We start from the raw sequence: 24,300 nt of genomic DNA on the forward strand, positions 1-24,300 counted from the left end.
TGCGGCTACGTCATTCAATATTTAAAACCACCTTGCCCACAGTACCGCCGCCGCGCAACAACGCGATCGCTTCGTGGGCCTGCGCAAACGAAAACTGATGACCGACAAAGGGAGCCGGCAATTCCAGCTGCACGCAGCCTTCCAGCAATTCATCAAACAGCATCTGCTCCTGCCACAACCAGATCAGGTTGAATGCCAGCACAGATTTGTTGCTGCTGATCATATCCATCACGTCATAGCGGGGACGCTTCAGGTAAAGCCACGCGGCCTTCAACCAGTTGGGCTTGTCACCGGGGGTAAATTCCGCAGCGCCAAAAACGATCAGCCGGCCGGTTGGCGCGAGCGCGGCGAACGACTGTTTTTGAACCTTTCCGCCGATACCGTCCAGCACAAGGTGCAGCGGCCGCCCGTTTAACTGATCTTTCAATTGTTGTGGAAAATCCTCGTCGCGCACAATCACCTGGTCAAAGCCTTGCGCGGCAAGAAACGCACGCTTGTGCTCGGAACCGACGGTACCAATGGGGATCGCCCCCATCTGCGCCGCCATGCGCATGGCCTGCAAGCCGACACCGCCGGCAGCGCTCTGGACCAATACCACCTGTCCGGGCTTCAGCGCACCCAGGGTGTTGAGCGCGTAGTAAGCGGTCAGGCTTTGTGCGGGGAAAGCAGCCCCTTCGGCAAAGCTCCAGCCCTCCGGGATTTTCCGACAGTGCTGCGGCAGCACATCCACCACCGAGGCATAACCGCCAAAGCGGGTGCAGCCGTAAACGCGGTCGCCAATCTGCAAATCCGTATGCGCATTGTCACCGAGTTCGATGACAGTGCCGGAGAATTCCAGCCCGGGAATAAAGCTGCCCTCGGGCGTGGCCGAATAGAGACCGGTGAGGGCAAAAATATCGGCGAAGTTGAGACCGACGGATTTGACCTGGATGCGAATATGCTCTTCCGCGAGAGTTTGCAACGGTTCTTCCCGCAACTGCAGGTTGCTGATAGCCCCGGCTTTATCGGTGCGCCAGACTCTGCGGATTTCTTGCATACACTGCATTCCCTTTGCCAATCGGAGAAAGAGATGCAGCCTAGCGGGAAGCCGTCGCCATGACCAGATACCGCCATGGATGTACCGGTGTCTCTGCGGTCGCGCACGGGTTTGTTTGCGCCCCACCATTGCTGTATAACCATACAGCATCGGGCGACTGTGACGCCCACGTGAGTACACCCCCAAGCGCTTGAATCTCCCATGGCCGATCCCATCGAACTGACACCGGATTATTACCTCAGCAACTTCCACGCGCTGGTGGACTTTGTGATGGCGCGCTATGCAAACTTGCTGTCGGATGCAGAACGATTCTTTTACGACCAGTTTCGCGGCCTCACCCCGGACAGCCAGCGCCTCTACGTGCGCCTGCTGTCCCGCAAGGGTGTACCGTCATCCCGTGGTGCCCTGTTCCGCCAGCACAAGCTCCGCTACAGCGAGATCGCTGATCTCACGGCAGCGGTAGACGAGCTGATCGCAATCGAACTGCTGCAGCGCAATCCCTCTCTGCCACTGGCAGAAATCCTGCCACTGTTTACCAAAAGCGAGTTGTTCGCCAGCAGCCCCGAGCCACTACCGAAATCCCTCAAGCGCCCGGACCTCGAACATGCTCTGCTGGAACTGGACTGCGCGCAGATACGCCGCACACTGATACGCGAGGAGCCGTGCCTGGCAGTGCAGGCCGCCGAGCACTTCGAAACCTTCAAGCTCCTGTTTTTCGGCAACCTGAATCAGGATCTGACGGACTATGTATTGCGGGATCTGGGCCTCTTCCGCTACGAACAGTACCCACTGGAGCAGGCACAATTGCCGTTCCAGAGCCGCGCGCAGATCGAGCAACACCTGTGCTATTACGACTGTTTACGCGAGGCCGAGTGCGCTTTGACCGCCGGCGTGGACGAGATCACTACACTCGCCGCGCGGCTGCCTGCAGGTATTGAAGGCGATAGCACCCTGCACCGACGCCTGGACCGGCTGCGCCTGACGCTGGCGCGACAACTGGAACGACTCGACGCGCTGGGCGATGCCGATCACCTGTATCGCCAGTGCAGCCACCCTCCCGCCCGCGAGCGCCGGGCGCGGATTGCGGTTGCCACAGGCGATACCACCACCGCGCTGGCGCTGTGCGCAGATATTCTCGCTGCGCCACACCATGAAGCCGAACGCGCGTTTGCCGAAAGCTTCGGTTACCGCACGGCCAAAAAGACCGGCTGTACTGACGGCTGGATGGCACCCCGCCGTCACCGCGCCCCCGCGGAAACTGTCGCGCTGCCACAGACCCCGGAGCGGGTGGAGACCATCGCCGCCAACCATCTTGTCCATCAGGCGCCCGGCAATCAGTGCTTTTACGTGGAAAACAGCCTGTTCAACGGGGTGCTGGGGCTATTTATCTGGGACATCCTGTTCGCGCCGGTACCGGGCGCTTTCTTCAATCCGTTTCAAATGGCCCCCAGCGACTTCCGCACTCCCGATTTTTATCCACAGCGTCGCGCGGCCTTCGAGCAGCGGCTGGCAGCGCTGGACAGGGATGAACTCAATGAGTACGTGTGGCGGCACTACCGCGAAAAATGGGGCATCGCAAACCCGCTGGTCCACTGGGAAGCGCTGCCGGAATCTTTGCTGTCTCTGGCGCTGGAGCGTATTTCCACAGAGCACTGGCGAGCGCTGTTTCGCCGGCTTTTAAGTGACATCGCCCACCACCGCAGCGGACTGCCGGACCTGATCCTGTTTCCCGCCGCTGGCGGTTTTGAGCTGGTGGAGGTCAAGGGCCCCGGCGATCGGCTGCAACAGAACCAGCAGCGCTGGCTGACCTATTTTGCCCAACATCAAATTCCGCACCGGGTACTGCATGTGGAGTGGCAGCCTTGAGCGGCCCAACAACAGCCTTGAGCGAACTGGAAACAGCCTTGAGCGGACTGGAAACCGCCGAGAGTGATACAGCCGCGATACAAACATTAGCGCTCTCGGTAGGCGAACTGGTGGCTTTCGCCTGTCGCTGCGGTGATCTCTCTGCGGCAAAAACCGGTGGCCCTACCGCCCTCGAGGGCATCCGCGCCCATCAGAAGCTGCAGAAAAAGCGTCCCGCAGACAGCGAAGCGGAATACAGTCTGCAGGTAGAGATTGCACAGAATGGATATCGAGTGACCCTGAGCGGCCGTGTGGATATCCTGCACCCCCGGAAAGATCTGCACCGACCGGTACAGCTGGATGAAATCAAGACCACCTATGTGCCGCCGCAAAAGCTGACAGAATCCGCCCGCGACCTGCACTGGGCACAGCTGAAGGTCTACGGCTTTTGCTACGGGCTCGAACAACAGTTTTCCGCTGACGAAACCGTCGCCCTACAGATGCTCTGGCACAATCTCAAGGAGCGCAAAACCTACCCGGAACTACAGGAGTTCCGCTGGGCGGAACTGGAAGCTTTTGCCACAACAGCACTCAGCGCATATCTGCAGTGGCACCGCCACTGGCAGGCACACCGCGACGCCGTGCGCACTTCTGCCCGCGAGCTGGAATTCCCCTTCGCACAATACCGCGCGGGCCAGCGCACACTGGCCGTGGCCGCCTATCGCTGTCTGCGCGATGGTGGCGAGCTGGTCGTCGAGGCCCCCACCGGTATCGGTAAAACCATCAGTACCCTGTTTCCCGCGATCAAGGCCCTGGGAGAAACCTCCCTCGATCAACTGGTTTACCTCACCGCGAAAAATTCCGGTCGTCAGGTGGTGCGGGAAACTGCCACACGTTTGCACACTCACGGGCTCAAGCTTTCGGTACTCGAACTGCAGGCACGCGACAAAACCTGTGCCTGCAACCTGGGGCTCTGCAGCCGCGATGAAGATGGTATCTGCCCGCGCACCCGCGGTTTTTTCGATCGTCTGCCGGAGGCCCGGCAAAATCTGCTGGGCCAGCCATTGCTGACGCCGGAAGTGGTTGCCAAAGAGGCCGACCGGCTGCAGTTGTGTCCTTTCGAGCTGTCACTGCAGATGCTGCCCTGGGCCGATCTGGTGGTATGCGACTTCAATTACGTGTTTGATCCCCTGGTGCAGATGCAGACCCTGCGGGATGGGCGACGGAAACGCGGACTGCTGATCGACGAAGCGCACAACCTGAGCGACCGGGCGCGGGCCATGTACAGTGCAAAACTCACCCGCAGCGACAGCCATCGCGCCGCCGCGGCCTGCAAGAGTTCCCATCCGGCCCTGCGCCGGGCCATCCAGTCACTGGTACGCGCGATGGATAAGTGGGTGGAACAACAGCGGCAATCCGCACAACCTCAAGTGAGTGAAGCGCGCAATAGCGCACTGTGGATATCGTCGCCGGAGAACGGGTTTCCCCTGCCCGTCAGTGGCGCCATTCACAAGGTACTGACCGTGGTCAACCAACTGTGGGAACAATCGCAGTCTCCGCCGGAAGCGATAAACGATTGGCTAAAGGCGCTGTTTCGCTATCAGACTCTCGAGCAGCTGGCAGCGGACAACCACCGCTGTATTACCCGCGCACAATCTCCATCCAATCCCGATAGCCGCTGGCGCGAGCAGGAAATCGAATTGCTGTGTCTGAATGCATCAGAGTATCTACAGCAGGCCTATCAACCGTTTCACGGCATGATCGCATTTTCCGCCACCCTGCGGCCACCGCGCTACGTTTATCGTCAGCTGGGACTGCAGGCCGACACCCCCTATCAGGCTCTGCCCTCCCCATTCAGTCCCGCGCAACTGGGCCTGTTGATCTGCCCCTACGTAGACACCCGCTACCGCGCCCGCCATCAGGCGACCGATGCACTGGTGGACATGATTGCGCGCACCTTTAACAGTCGGCCCGGCAATTATCTGGTGTTCTTCCCCTCCTACCGTTTTTTACAGCAGGTGGCAGAGCGCTTTGCTGCACAATTTCCGGAGCTTCCACTGGTACAACAGGTTTCCAGCAGCTCCGATCAACAACGTGCCGAGTTTCTGGCACATTTCCGCGAAAACCGACGCAGCCTGGGCTTCGCGATCATGGGCGGCATTTTCGGTGAAGGCGTGGATTATGTGGGGGAACAGCTGATCGGTACCATTGTGGTGGGCGTGGGCCTGCCGCAGGTAAACGAGGAGCAGGAATTATTGCGTGAAGCCAGCGATATTGAGGGAGAAAACGGCTTCGATATGGCCTATCGCTACCCGGGCCTGACCCGGGTGCTGCAGACCGCCGGCCGGGTCATCCGTACCGAGACCGACCGCGGCGTGGTCATTCTGGCAGACTATCGTTTCACCGATCCATTTTATCGCCCGCTTTATCCACAACACTGGCAGCCCAAAACCTGCAACAATGGCGACGCACTCTCAACCGCACTCCAGCAGTTCTGGAATCAGTAAGCCCCGGATTCATCAAACAGCACCATGGTATTGAACCGAAAATTCTATCGCCGCAGTCCGCAACAACGGCCTCAGCAAAACGTCACGTTTAACGATGTGCGCAAGCGCTTCGACTTTCGCTCCATTGCCATCGGGCGCTGGGTGACGGAAGCGGAAAAGGCGCGCGCGGCCGGCCTGTTTTACGATGCACTGGTGGATCTGATGACCATATTGCAGGGGCAAGAATTGTTGGTCTCCCTGCGAGGTACGCTCGCCTTTCAGTACGGTACCGGTGGCCGCCCGGGTATCTCCGCACACTACGAACCTGGTTCGCGCACCTTTGCCCTGGCAAAAAACGCCGGCCCCGGCGCCATCGCCCACGAATGGTTTCACGCGCTGGATCACTACTTATCCGACAAGGCGTTCAGCGATACACCGAACAACATGTTCGCCTCCGAAGCCTGGCTGCGCGACGCCACCCCCGTGCCCCATCCCATCAATGACAGTCTGTTCGCCTGTTTTCGTGCAGTGATGCTGGATGAAAGCGGAGAAAACCCCAGCGAGATGTTTCGGGTTTCAAAAGTCGCGGACGAAGCCAACGGCTGTGTCTATTACGCGGAGCCGGCGGAAATGTGCGCACGGGCTTTTGAAGCCTTTGTTCAGGATTCCTACATCAGCAATAATTTTCTGGTTGCAGGAACCAAAGCCACAGATGAAGCGCGCCTCGGTCTCTATCCCTGCGGGGAGCATCGCGAGCGCATCAATGCAGCGTTCAAACATTATTTTTTGCTGCTCGGCCGCGCATTACAACGCAACCCGCGCGGATAGGTTTCGACTCACTACACAACATCGATTGTTATGAAGCTAATACTCAGTCGAAAAGGTTTCGATTTTGCAGCCGGCGGCTGTCCCAGCCCCATACTACCGGACGGCCGTTTGTGCAGTCTGCCAATTCCAGACTCTCAATCCCGGTTGCACTACCGGGATTTAACCGTGAATGGTATGAATGCCGGTGACCTGATCGCCGACCTGACCCGCAATCCCGACCGAGCCAACGAAACCGCACACCTGGACCCCGATCTGGATCCCGCAACACGGTCACGGGCTAAAGGATGGCGCGGCCTGCTGGGACAGGATGGCACCGCCCAGTCCCATCTGCGCAACCAGAGTGTTGATTCGGGAGACCTGTTCCTGTTTTTCGGACTGTTCCGCCGCGTAGAACAGGTAGATGGGTGTTGGCGATTTATCAAAAGTGCGCCGGCCCGCCATGTGATCTGGGGCTGGCTACAGGTAGGCGCGGTGCATTCCATTGCAGAACTGGCGCACGACGCCCTTCCCTGGGCGCACTACCATCCTCACTTCTCTGGCGAGCGCGGTAAACAGAATACCCTGTATACCGCGAGCGACGCCCTGATGATTAACGGCACGAAGCTGCCCGGGAAAAATGCCTACGGTACTTTCGGTCACTACAAACCAAGCCTGCAGCTCACCGCAGAAGAAAGTAACAAGCCCAGCGACTGGCGACTGCCCGTCGGGCTATTTCCCACATCCAGCGCCACTGCCATGACGTATCACCAGAAACTGGAACGGTGGAAAAAAGAAGGGAAATACTGTCGGCTGAAGGCAGCCGCCCGGGGACAGGAATTTGTACTGGATGCGAATCAGTATCCGGATGTAGCCCCATGGATAGCCACACTGTTTGACCTGAATTAACTGTCAGCCGCACTATGGCGATCTCCAAGTACAACGAAACCATCCCACACAGTGCGGCTTTGAGTCCTCGCGGTATTTTCCCGGTTGTCTCGGGCGGCCCACTATAAAAGATTCGGCGGCATTTCAGGAACCGGCCGCATCGCCTGGCCGGGTATCGTTCGAAGGACTGTCACAGCCCGGTCACAAAGCCGTATCAATTCATCACTAACATCCAGCTTTTGGCACCACTCACGATAAAAGCTGGAGTTATCATGAAGCATCCGTTGAAGGGAACCTTTCCCCTGTCCATCCTGGCGACACTGGTTGCCGCAGCGGCACTGCCGTTGCAGGCTCAGACTGCGCCGGAAAACCTTGAAGAAGTGATCGTTACCGCGCAGAAGCGCACACAATCGATTGTCGATGTGCCGGTGACTATCAGCAGCCTGGACGGAGAGACTCTGGAGGCACTGGGCATCGATCGCTTCGACACCCTGTCCGACATGGTGCCGGGGCTCGTGGTGCAGCAGCAGAGCGTGAACAACAACGGTTACGTGATCCGCGGCATCACTTCCGATGACGGTAGCGCACCCGGTGCGGCACGGGTATCGGTGTACCTGAACGGGACCGATGTATCCCGCTCGCGCGCCTCTTATTTCGAGGTGTACGACATGGAGCGCGTGGAGGTGGTAAAGGGACCGCAGGCAACGCTGTTCGGTACCGCCGCCTCCATCGGCGCCATGAGCTTTATCACCGCAAAACCGCAACAGGACTTTGCCTCCTCGCTGACCGTGGGCGCGGGCAATTACGATATGCGCAAGCTCGAGGGCATGATCACCGGCGGCAATGAAATGCTGCAGGGCCGGCTGGCGTTCACCACCCGCGAGCGCGCGGGTTACGTTGAAAATACCAGTGACGAGGCGGACTTGAACGGCTACGAGCGCGAGGCGTTCCGTCCGAGCCTGCGCATCACCCCCAGCGACGACCTGACCATCGACCTGGTTTACAACTACGATAAGGCGACAGACCCCGGTACGGCCTTTGTCAGCCGCGAGCGGCTGTTTACCGACGACGCCGCGCTGAGTGTGCCCGACAACAACGTGCTGGGCATGAACGATGTGGGTGTGGACCGCACGGTGAAAGACTTCAATGCGACGCTGCTGTGGGATATCAACGACCAGTTGGCACTGACTTATATCGGCGCACAGCGCGAATACGATTCCCTGGAAGCGTTCGACGCAGACGGCACCGGGTTTGAAATGCTGAACTTTTCCGAGGACGCCACCGGCGACCAGAGCAGCCATGAGTTGCGCCTGAACTTCAACGGTGAGCGCATCAACGGTTTTGTCGGTGCCAGCTACTTTGAAGAGACTGCCGATCAGTTTGTGGGTTTTGCCAGTGAAGAGGGTACCTTCCTCAGCTGCGCCGGCGCACTGGCCGCAGCTGGCATTGCCAGCTGCAACACCGACGCCACCACCCTGCTGACCGGCGGTGCCGTTGCCGCGCTGCCCTATGAAAGTCACTATGCCAACAGCGCCGACAACAGTAACCTCAACCTGTTTGCGGATATCGCCTATCAGGTAACCCCGAACCTGGAAGCCACAGTGGGTGCGAGACTGGTTAAGGAAGAGCGCGCGTCCGGCTACTACAGTGCCCTGCCGAATTCTGCGATCCTGGCGTCCCAGGGTATCAACAGCGACCTGTTCTCCGGCTTGATCCCCAATACCGGCGGCGAGACACTCAGTGGCGATACCGACAACTCTGCCCTGCTGCCCCGCTTCAACCTGCTCTATGCCATCAATGACAACGCCAATGTGTACGCGACCGTATCCCGCGGGGAGCGCTCAAAAGTCATCGATATGTCTTCCGGTGTGGAAAATATCCTGCCCTCCGAGGAAATTGACAATTACGAGCTGGGGATCAAGGGACGCCTGGCCAACACACCGCTGGACTACTCTCTGGCGGCTTTCTACCAGAACTACGAAAACTTCCAGGTCAACGTGATCGACCAGGACAGCGGACAGACCCGCACGGAAAACGCCGGCTCCGCCACCAACACAGGTCTTGAAGCCGAACTGCGCTGGTACCCGACGGAGCAGTTGCAACTGCTGGCCAACGCCGCCTGGATCGATGCGGGTATCGACAGCGACGCCGGCAACGGTACTTACGCGGGCAACCAGTTCCGCCTGCAACCGGAGCTGACCGCCACCGTGGGTTATGTGTATGACACGCCGATCGGCGGCGCCCTGCTGTTCACCAGTAGCGGCAACTGGGGCTACCGCTCGTCAGTGTATTTCGATATCGCCAACCAGTACGAAGAAGATGCGGTGGACCTGTTGAGCCTGCGCGCGGGCATCACCGCCAGTGATCGCAACTGGGCATTGACCCTGGCGGCCACCAACCTGCTGGACGAGGAGTACATCATGGATGCGGGAAATACCGGTAGTTCCTTCGGCTTCCCTACCTATATCGCAGGTGCACCGCGTATGGTGAGTGTAGAGTTCAACAAACGCTTTGGTGCTTTCTAAGCGGCGTCTGTAAACAAGAATGCCCGCGCGTTACCGCGCGGGCATTCTTACCACACTGAATCCGCTTGCGCGTTATACGAGCCCATTCATTCCTAAACGCTCTGCAGCAGGCTGTGGAACACCTTGTGGCTGCCCGCTTCCGCAAATTCGGTGGTTTCGATATTGTCCACATACTTCCACTCAGCCTCGACACCGTCGCGACGGAACGTCAATGACATATAACCGCGCTGGTGGAGGTTGCAATACTGCAGATCGTCCACCAGTACCGACATGCCCCGGGCGAGCTCCTGCGCGGCCCGCTCGTCGAGCTTGAGATAGGTTTCCATGCCCGGTGAGGTCACACTGGGGGTACCGAATTCCAGCCCAACCATCTGCCCGTCACTGTCCTTCAGGTGGTTGAACCAGGCGTTGTGGGTGTCCCCGGCCACCACCGCAATGTTTTTTCCCAGTGTGCGCATGTGCCGATACAGATCTTCGCGCTCCGCGGCGTACCCGTCCCAGGCATCGAGATTGTAGGGCACCTGCCGTTGCAGGCGCGCCTGCTGCTCGGGGCTCAGAGGTTCGCCGCGCAGGCTCGCCGCCTTCAGATCAATCAGCTCTGCAGTGAGGTTTTTGTTTCCCCCCCGGTAAAAGCTGGTCATCAGCTCCACCGGCAAATGCATCTTGCCCATCAGGACCTGCTGCCCGAGTAATTGCCAGTGTGCATTGGATTCAGTGAGCGTCTGCCGCAACCACTCGCGCTGGCTCTTACCCAGCAGAGTGCGCGTCGGGCTGGCCATATCCGCGGCAAAGGTCTGGGCATCGAGATTCCCCTGCTCATCCATGTAGCTGGCAAACTGCAATTGCTGATCGCGACCAATAACGCGGGTATCCAGCATGTGCAGGTCGACCAGGTCACCGAAGCGGAAGCTGCGATAGATCTGCGGGTGGCGATCCCCCATGGGCGGGCGGATCGGCAGCCATTCGTAATAGGCCTGAACGGCAGCGGCGCGGCGGGCGAAGAAATCCCCTTCGTCCGCGCTGTGGTTTTCCGCACCGGCTTTCCAGGTATCGTTGGTAATTTCGTGATCGTCCCACACCGCAATGAACGGCGCCGCCGCGTGCAGTGCCTGCAGGCCGGCATCGGTCCGGTAGAGAGCGTAGCGTTTGCGGTAATCCGTCAGTGAGAGAATTTCCCCACGGTTGTCTTCCGGCAGGGCGCGACCGATCTCCGCAGATTTTTCCGTAGCGTAGCCGCCGGCGCCGTATTCGTAGATATAGTCCCCAAGGTGCAACACTGCATCCCAGTGGTCCGCCTGGGCGGCAAGCTGGTAGGCATTGAAATAGCCGGCCGGATAATTGGAGCAGGAAAAAACAGCAAGCTTGACCTGTTCCACGCCTTTTTCTGGCAGGGTTTTGGTACGCCCGGTGGGGCTCTGTTCACTGGCACCGACAAAACGGTAGTAGTAGCTGGTATTCGGCTTCAATCCGCGCACATCGATCTTGGCGGTGTAGTCCCGCGCGAGATCGGTTTCCACACTGCCGCGGCGCACCACGTTTTTGAACGCCGCATCGGCGGCCAGCTCCCAGTTCACGCGTACCGGCCCGGCGGGGTTGCTGTCCATCGGCGTTGCCCGGGTCCACAGGATCACCGCGTCCTGTAGTGGATCGCCACTGGCTACGCCATGAACGAAGGAAACTTCGGAGGGCAGTTGCGGCCGGGTCATGGCCTGTAGTGGTGTAGATAGTGGTGTAGATATCGCCACACTACCGGTGGTGGCGAGTGCGGCCTGGATGAAGCGGCGACGATTGAGGCTGGTCACGCTGACGGCTCCCTTTCATGGAATTTGACGCCTCACCCTAGCGAAGTTTTATGACAGAACGGGAACATCCGACAACTGCCGCCATCGGTATCATCGCCGCCTGTGGGCGGCTCACCGGGACCGGGCCTCGACTCTCCGGGGTGTACACATATTCATCCATGATGCCGACGATGGGCAGTACCTTAAACGGAGTGAGGACGCCGTCGTTGATGCCGTCTTTCAGGGTATAGCTGTACACAGGCTCGCCGAAAAAGGTAGAGGTTGCGGTGATCATACTGCGGGACGGTCACAATCAGCGCTTCCTACCCGAGACAGCAGCCGACATTTTAACCAGTGCAGCCCGCCCCCACCGGCGGGCTGCTTATTGGGAAGAACCGGAAGGCTGCAATTTGACCAGGTTGTTCAAAACCCCTTCCAACCCACCGTAAACGGATATCTTGTCGATGCGCGCAGTCACCCGCTCAAGCGCCTCAAGCTCCTTCAAACGCATCAGAACCAGGTTGTTTTCCATCATCTTGGCGGTGTTATGCAGAGATCGCATCGCCTGGGTTTCCTCCCGGCGCTTGATCAGGTTGGCTTCGGATTCCTTCTGGGCTTCCACTACCTGATTGAGGATCTGCTTCATATCACCCGGCAGGATGATATCTTTCACTCCAACGGTGGCGATTTCGATACCGTATTGCTCCAGCTTTGCGCGTACGTCCCTGGCAATGCCGAGGTTCAGGCTGTCTTTGTCTTCCAGCAGCGCATCGAGGCTCTGTGTACCTACCGCTTCGCGCAGGCGCAGTTGGAGTTCCCGGTAGATGAATGCGGCGTAGTTTCCCAGCTGCATTGCGGCCTTTTCCGGGTCCTGCACCTTGTAGCTGGCGCTCAGGTTGATGCGCAGGCTCACTCGGTCTTTGGTCAGGATTTCCTGGCCACTGACTTCGAGGGTCTGCAACCTGAGGTCTACCAGCTGTACGGCGATGGAGCGGTTGCACTTCCAGAAGCCGTAGCTGCCGGGGCGCAGCTTTTGTTCGAGCTTGCCGTTTACCGTCAACAGGCCCAGGTGCTCGTCCGGCACTTCGACATAGTGAATTGCGGACTTCGCTGCCGCGCTGTTACTCGCTTTCGTGCCGCGACCGAGCAAGCTGACCAGCTTTTCGTCCACGGTGTAGCCTTCGCTGATGTCGATGATATCGACATGCACCCTCTCTACGCCTTTCCACACGGGCAGAAAAGTGCCCGGGCTGAGAACATCTACCAGATGCCCATCGCGATAGAGCAGGCCGATCTGGGTGTCGTTCAGCTCGTGGGTTTCCAGGTAGGGGGCCAGCTTTTCGGCGTGTGTATTGAGCAGAAATTTTGCGTTCGTACGCTCGAACAGCACATTGCTGATATCGTAGGTCTCAATATGGGTTTTACCGCCCAGCTGCATAATGCGGTGGTGGCCCGGTTCAAGGACCCGTATAAACCGGTTTCTGCGAAACAGAAATGCTCGCTCGTTGTCGGCGATATCAACACATTTCCAAATGATCATTTTACTTCTCCTTATACTGATTGCCTTTAGTCATATCCGTACAACGCTTTGCGGCAATCATGGGTGAGGCCCACCCGGAAATATCGAGGGCGACGGTTTGAACAAGACAGGTCGGGCAGCCATTGGCTGAACCGGCCGGCATCGGGGGAAGCCTGTATGGGTGCTTGCCCGTTCTCCGGCGAATTCCGCTTAGCCGATCAACATGCCATGTTGCCCACCGCCGACATCGGTATTTCCGGCGCCTTGAAAATCCGCCATTCCACCTCCCCGAGAGGAGACAAATCAGCGGCGTTACAAGGCCATGGGCCTCTGACTTGAAGGGCTGTTAACCCTGTGGGGATTCGAACCCCGGGCTTTCGCCTTTTCCAGATAGGTCGTGTGACAGACGACGTTACTTTGACAGGAATTGAACCTGTGACCGGCCGATGGTTATCGGCTGCTCTACCTTACTGAGCTACAAAGTGGTGTTCAGGTGATTTTCCGATCGGTACACAACAAGCCAAGGGCGCTTGCGCCAGGCTGGCTTACAGAACCAGCTCCGCTGATCGGATATTTTTCCTAAACTCTTTTACGATCACCTGCGCCCGGCAGATGATCTGTATTCTTTCCCAGGCACTTCCCCTGTGCGGCTAATCTTCCTTAATTCCTATTCACGAAAAGCTGCGTGTTTTTACACATTGATTGTCCACGCGAGATCGCTTTCCTTTTGAACCTTTACCTCAGCACCGGTGATCTGGCGTATCACTTCAATATTTGTCATCAGGTGCAGGCTGGGTTCCTGTGTCCTGAATTTTCCGCCCTTTCCCAGCACCATCGGCAACAGTATCTGGTCGGCCAGGTGTTCACCGACCGGCACATTGGCCTGCAGGTAGCGGTAACAGGACCGTCTGGAACACGAGGCTGGTGCTGCCGGCGGAGCCGATGGCGAATCGGTATTCGCCGGATTTGATCTGGCCCGGTTTGAAAACCACTTCTGTCGATCCCAATTCATCGCCGGCGATTTCCGCTGCACAAATTGTCTGGCTTGCGCGCAGGCAGGCGAGGTGCTGGCGCAGCAGGCCGGGCTTGCTGCGACCGGCGCGAATGTTTTTTATCTGTACCGGCTTCTGCAAACACATGGACAGCGTCAGCGATGAACGGAAGATCTGTCCCCCGCCCTCTCCTTGTGATCCGTCGATAACCAACATCTTGTTACTCCTTCCTACCCTTTCACGCAGACAACCTGCTTGAGGGTGTAAACAATTTCCACCAGGTCTTTCTGTGCTTCCATTACCTTTTCGATGGGCTTGTAGGCGGACGGTGTTTCATCGATGACGCCGGCGTCTTTTCGGCATTCCACATCGGCGGTTGCCTGCAGGTGCTCTTCCAGCGAGACCATTTTTTTCGCCTTAGTGCGCGACATGATCCGCCCTGCACCGTGGCTACAGCTGCAGAAGCTTTCCGCGTTGCCGAGCCCGCGCACGATAAAGGAGCGTGCGCCCATGCTGCCGGGGATGATGCCCATTTCCCCTTCGCGAGCGCGCACGGCGCCTTTGCGGGTGACCAGTACGTTTTTGCCGAAATGGTTTTCCCTGGATACATAGTTGTGGTGGCAGTTCACCGCTTCCATGCGCGCTTCAAACTCCATTCCCAATGCGGTTTTCACCGCGTCGATGGTGCGGGCCATCATCACTTCACGATTGATTCGCGCGAAGTTCTGCGCCCACTCCACCGCCTCTACGTACTGGTCGAAATGCTCCGTTCCCTCCGGAAGGTAGGCGAGGTCGGAATCCGGCAGGTGGATGTGCCAGCGCTCCATATCCTTTTTGGCCATCTCGATAAAATGGGTACCGATGCGGTTGCCCACGCCGCGGGAACCGCTGTGCAACATCAGCCAGACGCTACCGTGTTCGTCCAGGCACAGTTCGATAAAGTGGTTGCCCGTACCCAGTGTCCCCAGGTGGTTGAGGTTGTTGGTTTTCTTCAACACCCGGTGCTTTTCCTGCAACACATCAAACTGTGCGGCCAGGGGCGCCCAGGCGTTCATCACGTCGTCCGGCGTGTTGCTCCAGGCACCCTTATCGCGACCTCCCCGACGCCCCGCCGAGCGGCCGTGGGGTACCGCGCGTTCAATCGCCGAGCGCACGCCCGCCAGGTTGTCCGGCAGTTGCGAAGCCTTGAGGCTGGTGCGCACCGCCATCATTCCGCAGCCGATATCCACGCCGACCGCCGCCGGTATCACCGCGCCCAGGGTCGGCACGACGCTGCCGATGGTGGCGCCCTTACCCAGGTGCACATCCGGCATCGCCGCCACCCACTGGTGGATAAACGGCAGTCGGGAGATGTTTTTCAGCTGCTCCCTGGCCTCGGGTTCGAAAGGCACCCCGACGGTCCAGGACTTGATCGGCACGCCGCCGTCCTGCATCACTTCATACGCTTGCTGAGTCATCGCTCTCTCCCTTTTTCTAATGCTTTGCGGTCTGGTTCGCTTGTTTGTTGTTCGCTGTATTGCGAGGAGAGTGCCAACTTTTCAGAATGGACTGAGAAAGTTTTTAACTTATTGATTTAAAAGTATTTATTATTTCTACAATGCAACTTATCCACAGTTTGTGCAAAAATCATATCGAGGCTTATCTATCTTTTTCGATTGTAGACTTCTATATTCGATAACCATGAAAACAGTAGCCATCAGTATTCTCGGCACCACCATGGATCGGCGCGGCAAGGGCGACAAGCGCTGGGACAAGTGGCGGCCGACCGTTTCCATGTTCCAGCACGACGATCTGCTGATCGATCGGCTGGAGCTGTTGTTCGACAACCACTCCCAGGGCCTGGCCAAGCAGGTAACGGAGGATATCGCCCGCGTATCGCCGGAGACGGAGGTGGTGCATCACCGGGTGAACTTCGCCGATCCGTGGGATTTCGAGACGGTGTACAGCCAGCTGCTGGATTTCGCGCGCGGCTACTCATTCAAGCCGACCCGGGAAAGTTACCTGGTCCATATCACGACCGGCACGCACGTCGCGCAGATCTGTCTCTACCTGCTCACCGAGGCGGGCTACCTTCCGGGGCAACTGCTGCAGACGGCCCCGGCCAAACGCGACAGCAACCTGCCCGGGCAGTACCAGATCATCGACCTGGATCTCTCCAGATACGACCAGATCGCCTCGCGCTTCCAGAAGGAGCATCAGGAAGGCACCGTCTATCTGAAAGGCGGCATCGAGACCAACAACGCCGCTTTCAACCGGATGATCGAGCAGCTGGAAAAGGTTTCCATCCGCTCCAACGCGCCCATTCTGATTACCGGCCCCACCGGCGCGGGCAAGACACAGTTGGCCCAGCGGGTGTACGAATTGCGCAGGCAGCGCGGCAAACTCGAGGGGCGGTTGGTGGCGATCAACTGCGCCACGCTCAAGGGGGAGAACACCATGTCTGCGTTGTTCGGCCACAAGAAGGGTGCCTTTACCGGCGCCACCGCCGATCGCGCCGGGCTTTTGAAGGAGGCCCACAAGGGCCTGCTGTTCTTGGATGAGATCGGTGAGCTGGGGCTGGATGAACAGGCGATGCTGTTGCGCGCGATTGAGGACAAACGCTTTATTCCGTTCGGCTCCGACAGGGAGACCAGCAGCGATTTCCAGTTGATTGCCGGTACCAATAAGGATCTTGCGCAGAAAGCCAGGGAGGGAGCCTTCCGCGCGGACCTGCTGGCCCGGATAGATCTGTGGACCTACGAGCTGCCGTCGCTCAAGGAGCGGATCGAGGACCTGGAACCCAATCTCGATTACGAGATTGAGTCCTTCTCCAATAAGGCGGGGCACCTGGTGAGCTTCAACAAGGCCGCGCGGGAAAAATACCTCGCCTTCGGCCGATCACCCGAAGCCAGCTGGTCTGCCAATTTCCGCGATCTCAATGCCAGTATTACCCGTATGGGGACCCTCGCCGATGGGGGGCGCATTACCGTCGAGGTGGTCAATGAGGAGATCAGCCGCTTGAAGCGCAAATGGCAGACGGCAGAGGACAGCGGAGAAAACCCTAAAGCCGCAATCGAGAATGTTTTGGGAGCCGGCAGCAGTGAGGAGATGGATTACTACGATCAACTGAAGCTGGCCGCCTTGATCGAGGTGTGTAGAGAGTCCGGCTCGATGGCGGAGGCCGGCAGGAAGCTGTTTGACGTGAGCCGGCAGGCGAAGAAATCGAATAACGATTCCCACCGGGTCAAGCAGTTGCTAGGCAAGTATGGAATCAGATTCGAGGATCTGAAAGCCGAGTGCCGTGAGGTCTAGTCCCGGCCAGCGATGATGCTCAAACCGTGGGCGTACACGAGTTGCCACCCGGCGGATCTCTGGTGCTGCGGGTCTATAGTGATCCAGATACCTTCGTGGGTGTCCGCAACCCGATCCACCTCTATCCGGCCGGGGGAACGCTATGTCATTTGATGGTGCGGAAGCGATTCAGCAACAACGCCTCAGGCTCGGTGAAGGCGTCGCTCATGACGGCGTTCACAGCCGGCGCTACAGCGCTTTTGCCAGCAGCGCCACTCCAGACAGCGCCAGCAGCCAGCGGCACGCCAACAGAAAATGGCGTTCGTTCAGGTAGTGTTGGAGGCGATAGCCAAGGTAAACACCAAGATAAGCTGCGGGAACAAGCAGCAGGCCGGTGACCAGCAGCTCGCTGCTCCACATGCCGGCAAGGCTGTAGGGAATCAGTTTGAGCAGGTTCATGACCCCGAACACCACACCCGCTGTCGCCAGCCAGGAGAGCTTCGGCATGCCGCGACCGATCAGGTACATATTGAGCGGCGGACCGCCCGCGTGGATCAGGGTGCTGGTCACGCCGGAGGTCGATCCCCACAGCCAGGCGCTGCCGGGTAGTCGGGCAGCCAGCGGTGCGAGTTTCTGCCAGAAGGCAAACAGTAGACTGAGCACGCCGAGGGAAAGCGTGAGCACAAAAGGCGATACCCAAGCCAACAGCCAGCCGCCGATGGCAATACCGAGTACCGCCGCGGGCAACAGCTTTTTCAGCTCAACCGGGTCCCGGTGCTGCCAGTAGTAAGCGATGGTGCGCAGATCCATCACCAGTAGTATCGGCAACATCAACGCCACCGCACTCTCCACCGGTATCACCAGTGCCACCAAGGGCACGGCTACCACCCCGGCGCCGCCGGCAAAACCAGATTTGGAGATGCCGGTCAGGATGACCCCGAGAATCGCGAGCCCCCAGAACAGCGGGCTGGTATTCAACAATTCCATGATTCAGCCATTCACCGCTATCCGATGTCTCTCGGCAGGTCGAACCAGAGCGCGGTGATACCCTGCTCGCCGGCACGCAGTTGCAACGGCTCATCCAGAGCGCCGAGCCCGTCGCCAGCACCAAGTGCCTGCTGGTTCGCACGCGCCGTGCCTTCGATGACATGCAGGTAGCCGATGCCCCGGGTCGCATCCAGGTTTTCACTTTCACCGGCTTTCAACTGCAGCCGGAAGATGCTCGCATCCTGATGTACCGTGAGCGACCCGTCGTGCCCGTCCGGTGTCACCAATGGCGTGAGCTTGCCCGATTGCACAATCGCCTTTTGCTGGTAACCCGGTATCAGACTGCGCTGGTTGGGGATGATCCAGATCTGCAGAAATTTAAGCGGTTCGCTGTCGGAGTAATTATATTCCGAGTGCGTGATCCCGGTACCCGCGGTCATGCGCTGTACTTCACCCGCCGGAACGACAAACTGGTTACCCATGCTGTCTTTGTGAGCAATGGCCCCCGACAGGACGTAGGAAATAATTTCCATGTCCCGATGGCCGTGGGTATCAAAACCCGCGCCAGGCGCGACCGTATCGTCATTTATTACCCGCAGGGCAGATATACCCATATGCTTGGGATCATAATAGTGACCAAAGGAAAACGTGTGACGGGAATCCAGCCAACCGAAATTTGCTTTGCCACGCTCGCCGGCGCGTCGTAGGTAAAGCATTTTACCCTCCTCACTTGTAGTGGAATGGCACCACTATACGACCGGGCTGGGCGGTTAAAAATCGAATTATTATGGATAAATCGTTCGATTTCTGGATTGGGATTACACAGTGGAAAAACAGGCCCCGGTGCTACTGTCGGGGCCAGTGCGGTTACTTTTTGCTTGCGGCAATAAAGCGATTCATCTGCACTTCCAACATTTCCATCGGCAGGGCACCGTTGGCGAGTACTGCGTCGTGAAAAGCGCGAATATCAAACTGGTCACCCAGTTCTTTTTCCGCTTTTGCACGCAATTCGCGAATCCTGATCTCGCCCATTTTGTAAGACAGCGCCTGGCCCGGCCAGGAGATATAGCGATCCACCTCCGCGCGCACATTGGCTTTGGATAGCGATGTATTGTCAGCGAGGAAATCCAACGCCTGCTGCCTGGTCCATCCCTGAGAGTGGATGCCGGTATCGATCACGAGACGCGCGGCACGCCACATTTCATAGCTTAGACGTCCAAAGTGTTGATAGGGCGTCTCGTACACACCCATCTCGGTTCCGAGCCGCTCCGTGTACAGTGCCCAACCTTCACCAAATGCGCTCAGGTAAAGATTGCGACGGAAGTCCGGTACGTTTTCCAGCTCCTGTGACAGTGCGCCCTGCAGGTGGTGACCGGGAACCGCTTCGTGCAGAGTCAACGCCACCAGTTCATACAGGGGACGCTGATCCAGCTCATGGGTATTCACCCAATAGGCACCACCGCGGGTGCCACCGATGGCGGCAGGATTGTAGGAGGCGGTGGTGTAGTTGGGTGCGATTTCATCTGGCACCGGCACCACACCGTAAGGAAGACGCGGCAACTTGCCGAAAAATTCCGGCAATCGGTAGTCGATACGCTTGGCGATATAGGAGGCTTCTTTGAGAAGATCTTTGGGGGTTTTGGCGTAGAACCGGGGGGCGGTTCGCAGGAACTCGGTGAACTCCTCGAAGCTGCCGTCAAAACCGGATTCTTCGATCAGACCGTTCATTTCCCCACGGATGCGTTTGACTTCGGCGAGGCCGATCTTGTGAATCTCCGCCGGTTCCATATCCATGGTCACGTAGGTGCGGATCGCATGGCGATAGTAATCTTCACCACCGGGCAGATCTTCCGCGGCCAGGGATTCGGTAGCCGCGTTTAAATAGTCCCCTTCCAGAAAAGTCGCCACGCGGTCAAACGCAGGAAGCGCATGATCTTTAATCGCGGCGGCTCCTGCAGACTGCAACCTTTTCTTATCTGCCGAGGAAAAATTACCCGGCATATTTTTAAAAGGCTCGTAGAGGCTGCTCTGTTTCGGATCCGCATAGACCTGGGCACGCACGGTAGGTGCAATACCTTCAACGACGATTTTTGGCAGTACAAAGCCGTCCTTGATACCCTCATGCATATTGGCGATGTTTTCATCAAAATAGCGACCGAAGTCCTGAATACGCTTGATGTAATCCTCATAGTCGGACACCTTAGACATACTCAGCCCGCTACTCGCATCCAGCGCCGAGCTCCAGAAACTGTAGAAAGTATTGACGGGAATACGATCCAGATAGAGTTTGTTGGATTCAATGGAATTTTTGAGCACCCAGGTAAGAAGATCCTTGTTGACCCGCTCGGAGCTGTCCAACTGCTTGCTATCTATAGCTTCCAGTCGGGCAACGAACTCCTGTTCGGCCTGTAAACGGCGAGCACGATCTTTCTCTGATACGCCAGGCAGACGGTCGTTAAAACCTTTCTCGCCCATACGGCCGGCGGTAATGGGATCTTCCCGCAGGCTGTATTGCCAGTGATCATCGATCACACTCTGGAGTTGTTCGGCGGCGGAGGCAGCGTATGCATTGTGCGCCATCATTGCGGTAACAGCAGCAAGCAATAACAGCAACCGTATTGGATATACCAGTGAAATACCGGGCATGGGAAGGCTCTCCAGTGACTAATGGTTGAACTATACGCAACTCTACCATGACCGGAGGGAGTGGTGTGGCAGTCACAGCTTCAGCTAATGTGTAAAAGTAAGGAGAGTCTGAAGTACCAACTCTTATACCAAAGGCGAGGGAACGTCGTGAAAAACTTTTGTGTCGGCGCGGTTCAGATGATCAGTGGAGAACACGTGACTGATAATTTGACTGCAGCACATACACTCGTCAGAAGAGCGCAGAATATGGGAGCTCAGTTCGTATTACTGCCAGAGAACTTCGCCCACCTTTCAGATCAGGGTAGCTATATAGCCGCCGAGCCGTTTGTCGCAACCGGTGACGCCCACCCCAATACCCAGCCCATACAACATGCCCTTCAATCCTGGTCGCGAGAATTGGGCATCTGGATAGCGTCGGGGGCGATACCATTGAACAAGCGTCCAGATGGAACCTCCGTTCCTTATCCACGCACTCGTTCAGCGTGCCTGCTATATGACGATATGGGCGTGCTCCAGAGCCGTTATGACAAGCTACACCTGTTCGACGTGGATGTAGCCGACGCCGCCGGACGCTACCGGGAATCCGCCAGTATAGAGCCAGGTGAAGAAGCCCGCGTTGCAAAAATACCCTGGGCCCAGCTTGGTTTAAGCATCTGCTTTGACTTGCGTTTTCCTGAGCTTTATCGGCAACTGGCTGTAGCCGGGGCGGAGGTACTTATCGTGCCTGCGGCATTCACCCACACCACCGGACAGGCACACTGGAAAACCCTGCTCCAAGCCCGCGCGATTGAGAATGGTTGCTTTGTCATAGCCGCAAACCAGGGCGGGCAGCATTCGGAGAAAAGGCGTACCTGGGGACATTCTGTGATTATTGATCCGTGGGGCGATGTACTTGCGGAGGCCGGGGATGGAGAAGCAGTGATCGTCGCGAATCTTAGTGGGGATAAGTTGAAGAAAGTACGACAGCGCATGCCTCTGTTGAATATGCGACGCCTGTAGATTTGGATCCACCGCGTTACTCACAGATACACTGGATAGAACTGTGGGTAAGTGCGGGATATTGGAGGTAAGCGGCGTGGTTACTGACTTTGGGGAACCGTCTAAAAATGCGTCGATGGGTTTTTAAACAATTCTGGGCGGGATAAAGCTGTGGAAAGTTTTTTCCATATATGAAAAAGGCCCAGCCGCGTTAGCGACTGGGCCTTTGAATTAAAGCCTGACGATGACCTACTCTCACATGGCGAATCACCACACTACCATCGGCGATACTGCGTTTCACTTCTGAGTTCGGCAAGGGATCAGGTGGTTCCACAGTTCTATGGTCGTCAGGCAAACTGGCTTGGGTTGGCTCGGTCTTATGGGCTGCTCTTGATATCAAGGGCCCTGCGCTGCCGTGTTACCGCCGTTTGCACGATCTTTCGATCAACGGTAACCCCAAATAATTCGGTAAAACAATCTGTAGTAATACACCGCAAGAACTCTGTATGTCTCTCGTTGCTTGCGCCTTAACGCTCACAATCCAATCCAGCCTTGCTAGATAATCGTCAGTAACCATCTCTGTTGTATGGTCAAGCCGCACGGGCAATTAGTACTGGTTAGCTCAACGCCTCACAACGCTTCCACACCCAGCCTATCAACCTGGTAGTCTTCCAGGGCCCTTTAGGGAACTCGAGGTTCCAGGGAGATCTCATCTTGAAGGAGGCTTCCCGCTTAGATGCTTTCAGCGGTTATCCCGTCCGAACATAGCTACCGGGCAATGCCACTGGCGTGACAACCCGAACACCAGAGGTTCGTTCACTCCGGTCCTCTCGTACTAGGAGCAACTCTTCTCAAATCTCCAACGCCCACGGCAGATAGGGACCGAACTGTCTCACGACGTTCTAAACCCAGCTCGCGTACCACTTTAAATGGCGAACAGCCATACCCTTGGGACCGGCTTCAGCCCCAGGATGTGATGAGCCGACATCGAGGTGCCAAACACCGCCGTCGATGTGAACTCTTGGGCGGTATCAGCCTGTTATCCCCGGAGTACCTTTTATCCGTTGAGCGACGACCCTTCCATTCAGAATCGCCGGATCACTATGACCTACTTTCGTACCTGCTCGTCATGTCTGACTCGCAGTCAAGCGCACTTATACCATTATGCTCATTGCATGATTTCCGACCATGCTGAGTGCACCTTCGTACTCCTCCGTTACTCTTTGGGAGGAGACCGCCCCAGTCAAACTACCCACCATACACTGTCCCCGATCCCGATAAGGGAACTGGGTTAGAACCTCAAACATACCAGGGTGGTATTTCAAGGATGGCTCCACTGCAACTGGCGTCACAGCTTCAAAGCCTCCCACCTATCCTACACAAGTAGGCTCAAAGTTCAGTGCAAAGCTGTAGTAAAGGTTCACGGGGTCTTTCCGTCTAGCCGCGGGTACACTGCATCTTAACAGCGATTTCAATTTCACTGAGTCTCTGGTGGAGACAGCGTGGCCATCGTTACGCCATTCGTGCAGGTCGGAACTTACCCGACAAGGAATTTCGCTACCTTAGGACCGTTATAGTTACGGCCGCCGTTTACCGGGGCTTCGATCAAGAGCTTCGCCTAAGCTAACCCCATCAATTAACCTTCCGGCACCGGGCAGGCGTCATACCGTATACGTCCACTTACGTGTTTGCACAGTACTATGTTTTTAATAAACAGTCGCAGCCACCTGGTCACTTCGACCGGTCTCAGCTTAGGGAGCAAGTCCCATCACCAAAACCGGCGTACCTTCTCCCGAAGTTACGGTACCATTTTGCCTAGTTCCTTCACCAGAGTTCTCTCAAGCGCCTTGGTATTCTCTACCTGACCACCTGTGTCGGTTTAGAGTACGGTTCGCAATTGCCTGAAGCTTAGAAGTTTTTCCTGGAAGCATGGCATCAACCACTTCACCTACAAAGTAGGCTTCGTCATCAGCTCTCGGCCTTAGGGACCCGGATTTGCCTAAGTCCCCAGCCTACTACCTTAAACACGGACAACCAATCGCCGTGCTGGCCTAGCCTTCTCCGTCACTCCATCGCAGCAATTGCAAGTACAGGAATGTTAACCTGTTTCCCATCGACTACGGCCTTCGCCCTCGCCTTAGGGGCCGACTAACCCTGTCCCGATTAGCGTTGGACAGGAACCCTTGGTCTTCCGGCGGGGAGGTTTTTCACCCCCCTTATCGTTACTCATGTCAGCATTCGCACTTGTGATACCTCCAGCAAACTTCACAGTTCACCTTCAGCGGCTTACACAACGCTCCTCTACCATGCAACAAAGTTGCATCCGCAGCTTCGGTTATCAGTTTGAGCCCCGGTATATCTTCCGCGCGGGCCGACTCGACTAGTGAGCTATTACGCTTTCTTTAAAAGATGGCTGCTTCTAAGCCAACTTCCTAGCTGTCTGGGCCTTCCCACATCGTTTCCCACTTAACTGATATTTGGGACCTTAGCTGGCGGTCTGGGTTGTTTCCCTTTCCACGACGGACGTTAGCACCCGCCGTGTG

17 protein-coding genes, 1 tRNA gene and 2 rRNA genes (1 of these 20 running past the window's edge) are annotated in these 24,300 nt (G+C 57.3%); 7 read left to right on the forward strand and 13 right to left on the reverse strand.

Going from position 1 to position 24,300, the window contains the following annotated elements:
* Window positions 1–10: 10 nt before the first annotated feature.
* Window positions 11–1,036 (reverse strand): zinc-binding dehydrogenase, encoded by a 1,026-nt coding sequence (locus LPW13_RS15230; protein ID WP_230436700.1) that lies wholly within the window; start codon window positions 1,034–1,036, stop codon window positions 11–13.
* A gap of 201 nt (window positions 1,037–1,237) precedes the next feature.
* Between LPW13_RS15230 and LPW13_RS15235 the strand changes: the two genes are divergently transcribed.
* From LPW13_RS15235 to LPW13_RS15255, 5 genes are all read left to right on the forward strand, one after another.
* A complete protein-coding gene (locus LPW13_RS15235; RefSeq protein WP_230436701.1) occupies window positions 1,238–2,902 on the forward strand; it encodes a VRR-NUC domain-containing protein in 1,665 nt (554 codons plus the stop codon).
* Window positions 2,899–5,388 (forward strand): ATP-dependent DNA helicase, encoded by a 2,490-nt coding sequence (locus LPW13_RS15240; RefSeq protein WP_230436702.1) that lies wholly within the window; start codon window positions 2,899–2,901, stop codon window positions 5,386–5,388. The genes LPW13_RS15235 and LPW13_RS15240 overlap by 4 nt, the downstream gene beginning before the upstream one ends.
* Window positions 5,389–5,412: 24 nt before the next feature.
* The gene (locus LPW13_RS15245) at window positions 5,413–6,195 is read left to right on the forward strand and encodes a CLCA_X family protein (RefSeq protein WP_230436704.1); all 783 of its coding nucleotides are present in this window, start codon (window positions 5,413–5,415) and stop codon (window positions 6,193–6,195) included.
* Window positions 6,196–6,225: 30 nt separating this feature from the next.
* The gene (locus LPW13_RS15250) at window positions 6,226–7,080 is read left to right on the forward strand and encodes an Nmad3 family putative nucleotide modification protein (RefSeq protein WP_230436705.1); all 855 of its coding nucleotides are present in this window, start codon (window positions 6,226–6,228) and stop codon (window positions 7,078–7,080) included.
* A 251-nt stretch (window positions 7,081–7,331) separates the two neighbouring features.
* On the forward strand, window positions 7,332–9,584 hold the full coding sequence (locus LPW13_RS15255; protein WP_230436707.1) for a TonB-dependent receptor: 2,253 nt from the start codon (window positions 7,332–7,334) through the stop codon (window positions 9,582–9,584).
* Between the two features lie 92 nt (window positions 9,585–9,676).
* On the opposite strand, the gene LPW13_RS15260 is transcribed toward LPW13_RS15255, so the two are convergent.
* The 7 genes from LPW13_RS15260 to LPW13_RS15290 all read right to left on the reverse strand — a co-directional run bounded on the left by LPW13_RS15260 (window position 9,677) and on the right by LPW13_RS15290 (window position 15,333).
* Window positions 9,677–11,386, reverse strand: coding sequence for an alkaline phosphatase D family protein (locus LPW13_RS15260; RefSeq protein ID WP_230436709.1), 1,710 nt, complete (start codon window positions 11,384–11,386; stop codon window positions 9,677–9,679).
* A gap of 37 nt (window positions 11,387–11,423) precedes the next feature.
* A complete protein-coding gene (locus LPW13_RS15265; RefSeq protein ID WP_230436711.1) occupies window positions 11,424–11,660 on the reverse strand; it encodes a hypothetical protein in 237 nt (78 codons plus the stop codon).
* A gap of 87 nt (window positions 11,661–11,747) precedes the next feature.
* On the reverse strand, window positions 11,748–12,905 hold the full coding sequence (locus tag LPW13_RS15270) for a slipin family protein (protein ID WP_230436713.1): 1,158 nt from the start codon (window positions 12,903–12,905) through the stop codon (window positions 11,748–11,750).
* 391 nt (window positions 12,906–13,296) lie between these two features.
* Window positions 13,297–13,369, reverse strand: a tRNA-OTHER gene (locus tag LPW13_RS15275).
* 206 nt (window positions 13,370–13,575) lie between these two features.
* Window positions 13,576–13,761, reverse strand: coding sequence for an RNA 3'-terminal phosphate cyclase (locus LPW13_RS15280; RefSeq protein ID WP_230436715.1), 186 nt, complete (start codon window positions 13,759–13,761; stop codon window positions 13,576–13,578).
* Window positions 13,748–14,092, reverse strand: coding sequence for an RNA 3'-terminal phosphate cyclase (locus LPW13_RS15285; protein ID WP_230436717.1), 345 nt, complete (start codon window positions 14,090–14,092; stop codon window positions 13,748–13,750). The genes LPW13_RS15280 and LPW13_RS15285 overlap by 14 nt, the downstream gene beginning before the upstream one ends.
* Before the next feature lie 14 nt (window positions 14,093–14,106).
* Window positions 14,107–15,333 (reverse strand): RtcB family protein, encoded by a 1,227-nt coding sequence (locus tag LPW13_RS15290; RefSeq protein WP_230436719.1) that lies wholly within the window; start codon window positions 15,331–15,333, stop codon window positions 14,107–14,109.
* A gap of 223 nt (window positions 15,334–15,556) precedes the next feature.
* Between LPW13_RS15290 and rtcR the strand changes: the two genes are divergently transcribed.
* Window positions 15,557–17,167 (forward strand): RNA repair transcriptional activator RtcR, encoded by a 1,611-nt coding sequence (gene rtcR / locus LPW13_RS15295; protein WP_230436720.1) that lies wholly within the window; start codon window positions 15,557–15,559, stop codon window positions 17,165–17,167.
* Window positions 17,168–17,395: 228 nt separating this feature from the next.
* On the opposite strand, the gene LPW13_RS15300 is transcribed toward rtcR, so the two are convergent.
* The 3 genes from LPW13_RS15300 to LPW13_RS15310 all read right to left on the reverse strand — a co-directional run bounded on the left by LPW13_RS15300 (window position 17,396) and on the right by LPW13_RS15310 (window position 20,779).
* Window positions 17,396–18,133: a sulfite exporter TauE/SafE family protein gene (locus tag LPW13_RS15300; RefSeq protein ID WP_230436722.1), complete on the reverse strand. Its 738-nt coding sequence runs from the start codon at window positions 18,131–18,133 to the stop codon at window positions 17,396–17,398.
* Between the two features lie 17 nt (window positions 18,134–18,150).
* On the reverse strand, window positions 18,151–18,849 hold the full coding sequence (locus LPW13_RS15305) for a pirin family protein (RefSeq protein ID WP_230436724.1): 699 nt from the start codon (window positions 18,847–18,849) through the stop codon (window positions 18,151–18,153).
* Between the two features lie 151 nt (window positions 18,850–19,000).
* Window positions 19,001–20,779 carry a DUF885 domain-containing protein gene (locus LPW13_RS15310; protein WP_230436726.1) on the reverse strand — a complete coding sequence of 593 codons (1,779 nt, stop codon included), beginning with the start codon at window positions 20,777–20,779 and terminating at the stop codon, window positions 19,001–19,003.
* Window positions 20,780–20,866: 87 nt separating this feature from the next.
* On the opposite strand from LPW13_RS15310, the gene LPW13_RS15315 reads away from it, so the two are divergent.
* Window positions 20,867–21,778, forward strand: coding sequence for a carbon-nitrogen hydrolase family protein (locus tag LPW13_RS15315; RefSeq protein WP_268932704.1), 912 nt, complete (start codon window positions 20,867–20,869; stop codon window positions 21,776–21,778).
* Window positions 21,779–21,993: 215 nt separating this feature from the next.
* On the opposite strand, the gene rrf is transcribed toward LPW13_RS15315, so the two are convergent.
* Both rrf and LPW13_RS15325 read right to left on the reverse strand, forming a co-directional pair.
* Window positions 21,994–22,109 (reverse strand): 5S ribosomal RNA (gene rrf, locus LPW13_RS15320).
* A gap of 234 nt (window positions 22,110–22,343) precedes the next feature.
* Window positions 22,344–24,300, reverse strand: a 23S ribosomal RNA gene (locus LPW13_RS15325); it runs 925 nt beyond the window's last position.

This window comes from Microbulbifer celer (assembly GCF_020991125.1).
Lineage (GTDB): Bacteria > Pseudomonadota > Gammaproteobacteria > Pseudomonadales > Cellvibrionaceae > Microbulbifer > Microbulbifer celer.